We start from the raw sequence: 5,818 nt of genomic DNA, 5'->3' as shown, positions 1-5,818 counted from the left end.
GCAGCGCGCACGCGGGCGCTGACGTCGCCGTCGGCCTCGCGCAGCGCGACGGCTTCGCGCAGCTGCACGATCGCGCGCGTCGCGTCGCCGTGGCGCGTTTCCCACTCGCCGGCCAGCTGCAGGGTCAGCGGGCAGCGCTCGTGATTGCCGGCGCGCTCGCAGCGCGCGAGCGCCGTGTCGAGCAGCAGCCTGGCCGCCGCGGCCTGGTCCAGGCGCAGCAGGCTGCGCGCGAGGCCGGTCTCCGTATTCGTCAGGCGGCGGTCGTCGGCGCCGAACAGCTGGCGCTGCACGGCGAGCACCTGCTCGTAGCCGGCGCGCGCGCCGGCTGCATCGCCGCGCATCAGGCGCAGCGATGCGGCATAGGCCGCGACGGCCTGCGGTTCCGGATGACGTTCGCCGCGCAGCGCGACGAACGCGGCGATCGCGTCGGCGGCGCTGCGCTGGGCGTCGTCCCAGCGTCCCTGCGCTTCGCGCACATGGGCGAGATTGTCCAGCGCATAGGCGCGCTGTTCCTGCTGCTGCGCGCCGAGCCGCGGCAGCAGTGCGAGCACGCGTTCCAGCGCCGCGGCGGCTTCGTCGGTGCGGTCCAGCCATTTCAGCGCCATCGCGCGCGTGTTCTCCAGCTCGACGCGCAGGGTCGCGTTTTCCTCGCCGGCGGCATCGAGCAGAGCCAGCGCGCGGTCGGCCGATTCGAGCGCCTCGGCGCGCTTGCCGGCACGCGAGCGGATGCTCGCGAGCAGCGCGGTGCGTTCGGCGCGCAGGCGCAGCAGGTCCGGCGTGGCGCCCGCGGTCGCGGCGATGGACGCTTCGATGAGCGGCTCGGCGCGCTCGTATTCGCTGAGCCCGCGCAGGGCTTCGGCCAAGGTCGCCTGCAGCGCGGCGCGGACCTCCGGCTGCCCCGCGAGCTCGCTGTCGATGCGCGCGGCGCCGCGGTCGAGCAGGGTGCGCGCGTCGGGCCGCTCGCCGCGGTTGTTGTTCGGATCGGCCAGACGGAATAGCGAGACCAGGAAGCCGTTGACCGCGACGGCGCGGGCCGATTCGCGCCGCGCTTCGCGCAGCGCGCTGGAGGCCTGGTCTTCGGCCGCGAGCGCGCGCCGGCGCTCGGCGTCGAGGCGCCAGACGAACAGCGCCGCGAGTACGAGCGCGGCCAGGCCCAGCGCGGCGCCGAGGCGATGCCGGCGCAGGAACTTGCGCAGCCGGTACAGCCGCGTGTCGGCGCTCGCGCGCAGTGGGCGGCCCTGGCGCCAGCGCAGCAGGTCCTCGGCGAACGCTGCGGCGCTCGCATAGCGCTGCGCCGGATCGGCGGCGGTCGCGCGAGCGATGACGCCGCGCAGCTCCGCGTCGGCCGGCGTCGCCGCGCCGTGCGCATCGGGCGCGAGCAGCAGCTCGCGCAGCAGCAGGCCCAGGGTGTAGACGTCGCTGGCCGTCGTGACCGGCTTGCCGGCGTGCTGTTCCGGGCTCGCCCAGGCCGGCGTCATCACGCGCGTGGAGGTGTCTCGCGAATCCGCGTCGTCGACGAGCTTGGCGATGCCGAAATCGAGCAGTTTCGGCTGGCCGTCGGCGCGCACGAGGATGTTGGCCGGCTTGAGGTCGCGGTGCACGACCAGGCGCTGGTGCGCGTGCTGCACGGCGGCGAGCACCTGCTCGAACAGCTGCAGGCGCTGCGCCGCCGTCGGCGTGCCGAGCGCGACCCAGCGCAGCAGCGGCGCGCCGTCCACGTATTCGAGCGCAAGCCAGGGCTGGCCCGCGGCGGTCTCGCCGCCGTCGAGCAGCCGCGCGATGCAGGCGTGGTCCAAGGTCGCGAGGATCTGCCGCTCCTGGCGCAGACGCTGCATGCCGTCGCGCGTCGGAAAACCGCGCAGCAGCTTGATCGCGACCTGCTGCGCATAGGCGCCGTCGGCGCGTTCGGCCAGGAATACCGTTCCCATGCCGCCGGCGCCGAGCTCGCGCAGCAGCCGGTAGGCGCCGATCTGCGGCGGCGGCGCCGGGTCGAAGCGGTGCATGGCCGCGTCCACGGCCGCGGCCAGCGGATCGTCCGCGTCGGCGTCGGCCTGCAGCAGCCGCTGCAGCAGCGCGGTGAAATCTTCGCCTTCGGCGGCACGCCAGCGCTGCAGCGCGTCCACGCGCGCCGCCTCGTCGAGCCGCAGCAGTTCGTCGAGCGCGGCGAGGACGCGCGCGTCCGGCTGCACTCAGGCCTCGATCGCGACTTTGAGCCAGGCGCGTGCGAGGCGCAGGTCACGGTCCACGGTGCCCTCGGACACTGCCAGGGTCGCGGCGATCTCGGCGCGCGAGAAGCCGCCGAAATAGACGAGCTCCACGGTGCGCGCGCGGCGCTGGTCGGTGCGGCCGAGTTCGGCCAGCGCCGCGTCCACGCGCAGCAGCTGCGCGTCGGCTTCGGCGCCGGCGATCTGGTCGATCGCCTCATCGATGTCGACGCGCTCGACGCCGCCGCCGCGCTTGTCGGCCTGGCGCCGGCGCGCCGCGTCGACGAGGATCTGCCGCGTCGCCTGGGCGATCACGTGGAAGAAGTGGCGCCGGTCCTGCCAGTCGGCGTCGGCGCCGAGGATGCGCAGCAAGGCCTCGTGGGCGATCTCGGTCGGCGTCAGGGTCGCACCCGGCGCGCCGCGCAGCGAATTCGCCGCGATCGCGCGGACGTGGTGGTAGACGAGATTCAGCAGCGATTCGCGCGCGTCGCCGTCGCCGGACTGCCAGGCGCGCAGGAGCTGGGTGATCTGGTGCGGAGGCGAAGCGAGCATGGGGCTGGACCTTGCAAGCCGGCGACGCCGCCGACGCGCCGCATTATCCGCGCTGGACGCGGGCCGCGTTATCGCACGCCGCCGCAGTCGCGGTGTCGATCGCGTCACATTCTGCCCGGCGGCGCGTTGCCCGTGCCGCCCGTTCGCGCGACTGAACGGTCCGGCGCCCGGCCGCGCGAGGATGAGCCCGCGGCAGCGCCGTCGCGGAGCGCCGCGCTACAGGCAGGCCGAGGTCTCGACCACGTCGCCGACGCAGAGCTGCGGCGCCTCGGCGCCGGGCGCCTGCGGCAGTCCCTGGGAAAGGTCCTCGGCATACGGCGGCGCGCCGTCGTACGGCGTGCGCAGCTGCAAATGCCAGCCGCGCGCGGCCAATGCGCGCTGCGCCGCGATCGACGCTTCGCCGCCGACGAGCACGCGCTTGTCCTCGACGCGGAACTGCGGCGCGGCGAAAAAGTCGGCCATGTCCTGCGTCCAGCTGAGCCAGTCCAGCGGCAGCGGCAGCAGCAGGCGACCGTCGGCGCCGCGCCAGGCCAGGGCCGCGCCGACGACGAACAGCTCGCCGCCGGCGGCACCGTCGCGGCGGATCAGGCGCAGCGCGTTGACGAGATAGCGCGCTTCGAGCTCGCTGCGCGTGCCGGCGCCGATCTCGACCAGATCGTTGCAGCCGCGCGCGGGCTTGAGCGCATCGAGTTCGTCGGCGAGCGCCGTGCGCAGGCTGTCGTTGAAGCCGCCGCGACGCAGGAACTGGCGCACGGCGAATTCGTCGCTGCACCACTGGCTCAGGCGGCGTTGATTGCGTTCGCGCAGGTTGTCCTCGTCGAGCTCCCAGACCAGCGAATTGAGCCGGCCGCCGACCGAGATCACCTCGGCCGCGCTGCCGCCGACCGCGTCGAGCGCGGCGCCGCCGCTGAAATCGCCGCCGACCGCGGCCCAGGCCAGGGTGTCCAGGCGCTCGCGCAGCTGCGGGTTGCTCGAGCTCGGATCGACGCCGAGGCGCTTGGCCATCTGCCGGCGCATCTTGTTGTAGTCGAGCTGGCGCTTGATCTCGCGGCCGACTTCCTTGCCGGCGCTGCCGTACCAGGGCTTGTCGGGCTTTTCCTCGGCGGCTCCGGGCAATGCTTCGCGCGCGCTGCCCATCGGCGCCTGCGCCGTGCGGAACGGATCGCCGTCGGCGCCGAACTCGCGCGCGGCGCGGTCGCTGAGCGACTGCGCGCGGCCGGTCCAGCGCTCGACCTGCTTGCGGAAGTAGCGCGCGACGCCGGCCGGCAGGCCGGTCACCGTCGCGACCGGATGCGTGACGACCTGCCATACCGACTTGCCGGTCTTGCGGAAGCGCTCGCCGAGCGCCTGCGCGAATGCGGCGCTGCGGCTGACCCGCTCCAGCGTTTCGATCGCCGGGATCTCGGCCTGGCGTATGGCCAGCAGCTCCACGCTCTCGGCCGCGACCGGACCGAACGGCGTGGCGAGATCGAAGCGCGCCATGTAGCCGTGCACGACCGCGCGCGGCGCGACGGTCGAGTTCGGCGCCGACAGCAGCGCCGGCTGCACGATGGCCGCGGCGTCGAGCAGCGGCTCGCTTTCGAACGTCTCGGTGGTCCGCATCGTCGGCGCGGCGGTTGGCGCGGCCGCGGCGTCGGATGCCGGTTCGTTCACTACCGTCTCGTCCGCGCGCGTCTCCGCGACCACCGGCGCGGCGACCGCGGCATCGGACGCCGGTTCATCGCCGGCGACGTCACCGGCGCGCGCCGCCGCCGCGACGGCGGCGATGCAGGCGATCAGCACGAAACGAAGCGGGAGCATCGACGAGGTGCCTGGAACCGGCCGGTGGCGCAGGACCGCCGGAGACCTCAGTTCCAGCTGCAGACGATCTTGCCGCAGTTGCCGGCGTCCATGAGATCGAAGCCGCGCTGGAAGTCGTCGATGTGGATCTGGTGCGTCAGCACCTTCGCGAGCGGGAAGCCGGTCAGCACCATCTGCGTCATCTTGTACCAGGTCTCGTACATGCGCCGGCCGTAGATGCCGTGCAGCACGAGGCCCTTGAAGATGACCTTGTCCCAGTCGATGCCGGCGCCCTTGGGCAGGATGCCGAGCAGCGCGATCTTGCCGCCGTGGTACATGCAGTCGAGCATGTCGGCGAACGCGCGCTGGTTGCCGCTCATCTCCAGGCCGACGTCGAAGCCTTCGATGTGCAGTTCCTTGACCACGTCCTTGATCGACTGCTTGGCCACGTTGACGACGCGCGTCGCGCCCATTTCGGCGGCGAGCTTGAGGCGGTAGTCGTTGACGTCGGTGACGACGACGTTGCGCGCGCCGACATGCTTGCAGATGCCGGCGGCGATGATGCCGATCGGGCCCGCGCCGGTGATCAGCACGTCCTCGCCGATCAGGTCGAATTCGAGCGCGCAGTGCGCGGCGTTGCCGTAGGGGTCGAAGAATGCGGCGAGCTCGGACGGGATCTGGTCCGGGATCGGCCAGAGGTTCGAGGCCGGCATCGAAATGTATTCGGCGAACGCGCCGTTGCGGTTCACGCCGATGCCGACGGTGTTCGGGCAGAGATGCTGGCGGCCGGCGCGGCAGTTGCGGCAGTGGCCGCAGACGATATGGCCTTCGGCCGAGACGCGCTGGCCGACTTGGTAGCCGCGCACGCCGGCGCCCATGTCGACGATGCGGCCGACGAATTCGTGGCCGATGACGAGGCCCTGCTTGATCGTGCGCTGGGACCATTCGTCCCACTTGTAGATGTGCAGGTCGGTGCCGCAGATCGCGGTCTTCTCGAGCTTGATCAGCACGTCGTTTGGGCCGATCTCGGGCATCGGCACTTCTTCCATCCAGATGCCCTTGGCCGCTTCGCGCTTGACCAGGGCTTTCATCGTCTTCGACATGGGGCACCTCGATTCGGGGCCGCGATTATAGGCGGCCGGGGCCCGGCCGCACCGGGCGCGGCCGTCCGCGGCCACCGCCGGGGTTCAGGTCCGCCGCGAGCCGGGCCGGGCCGCGGGCGCCGCGGCTTCCTGCACCAGCCACTGCACCTGGTGCTGGCCGAAGCGGCCCTGGGCCAGGTG

The 5,818-nt window shown here is 72.8% G+C and carries 4 protein-coding genes; all 4 read right to left on the bottom strand.

Annotation, left to right across the window (positions count from 1 at the left end; translation table 11 throughout):
- The coding region (locus NON22_RS19280; protein WP_257388595.1) for a serine/threonine-protein kinase at window positions 1-2,189 on the bottom strand (2,189 nt) is incomplete at its 3' end.
- Window positions 2,190-2,756 carry an ECF-type sigma factor gene (locus NON22_RS19275; protein ID WP_257388593.1) on the bottom strand — a complete coding sequence of 189 codons (567 nt, stop codon included), beginning with the start codon at window positions 2,754-2,756 and terminating at the stop codon, window positions 2,190-2,192. It abuts the gene before it with no gap.
- A gap of 216 nt (window positions 2,757-2,972) precedes the next feature.
- Complete coding sequence (locus NON22_RS19270) at window positions 2,973-4,556, bottom strand: hypothetical protein (RefSeq protein ID WP_257388592.1); 1,584 nt, start codon at window positions 4,554-4,556, stop codon at window positions 2,973-2,975.
- A gap of 47 nt (window positions 4,557-4,603) precedes the next feature.
- Window positions 4,604-5,626: an L-threonine 3-dehydrogenase gene (tdh, locus tag NON22_RS19265; protein WP_257388596.1), complete on the bottom strand. Its 1,023-nt coding sequence runs from the start codon at window positions 5,624-5,626 to the stop codon at window positions 4,604-4,606.
- Between the last annotated feature and the right edge of the window lie 192 nt (window positions 5,627-5,818).

It is taken from the genome of Tahibacter caeni (assembly GCF_024609805.1).
Taxonomy (GTDB): domain Bacteria; phylum Pseudomonadota; class Gammaproteobacteria; order Xanthomonadales; family Rhodanobacteraceae; genus Tahibacter; species Tahibacter caeni.
Note: the sequence above shows the minus strand (reverse complement) of the source record. Positions and strands in the feature narration are given on the sequence as shown.

Bases quoted from the DNA above. Each gene is read 5' to 3' on its own strand.
- NON22_RS19270 (WP_257388592.1), bottom strand. From the start codon at position 4,556: ATGCTCCCGCTTCGTTTCGTGCTGATCGCCTGCATCGCCGCCGTCGCG.
- NON22_RS19275 (WP_257388593.1), bottom strand. From the start codon at position 2,756: ATGCTCGCTTCGCCTCCGCACCAGATCACCCAGCTCCTGCGCGCCTGG.
- tdh (WP_257388596.1), bottom strand. From the start codon at position 5,626: ATGAAAGCCCTGGTCAAGCGCGAAGCGGCCAAGGGCATCTGGATGGAA.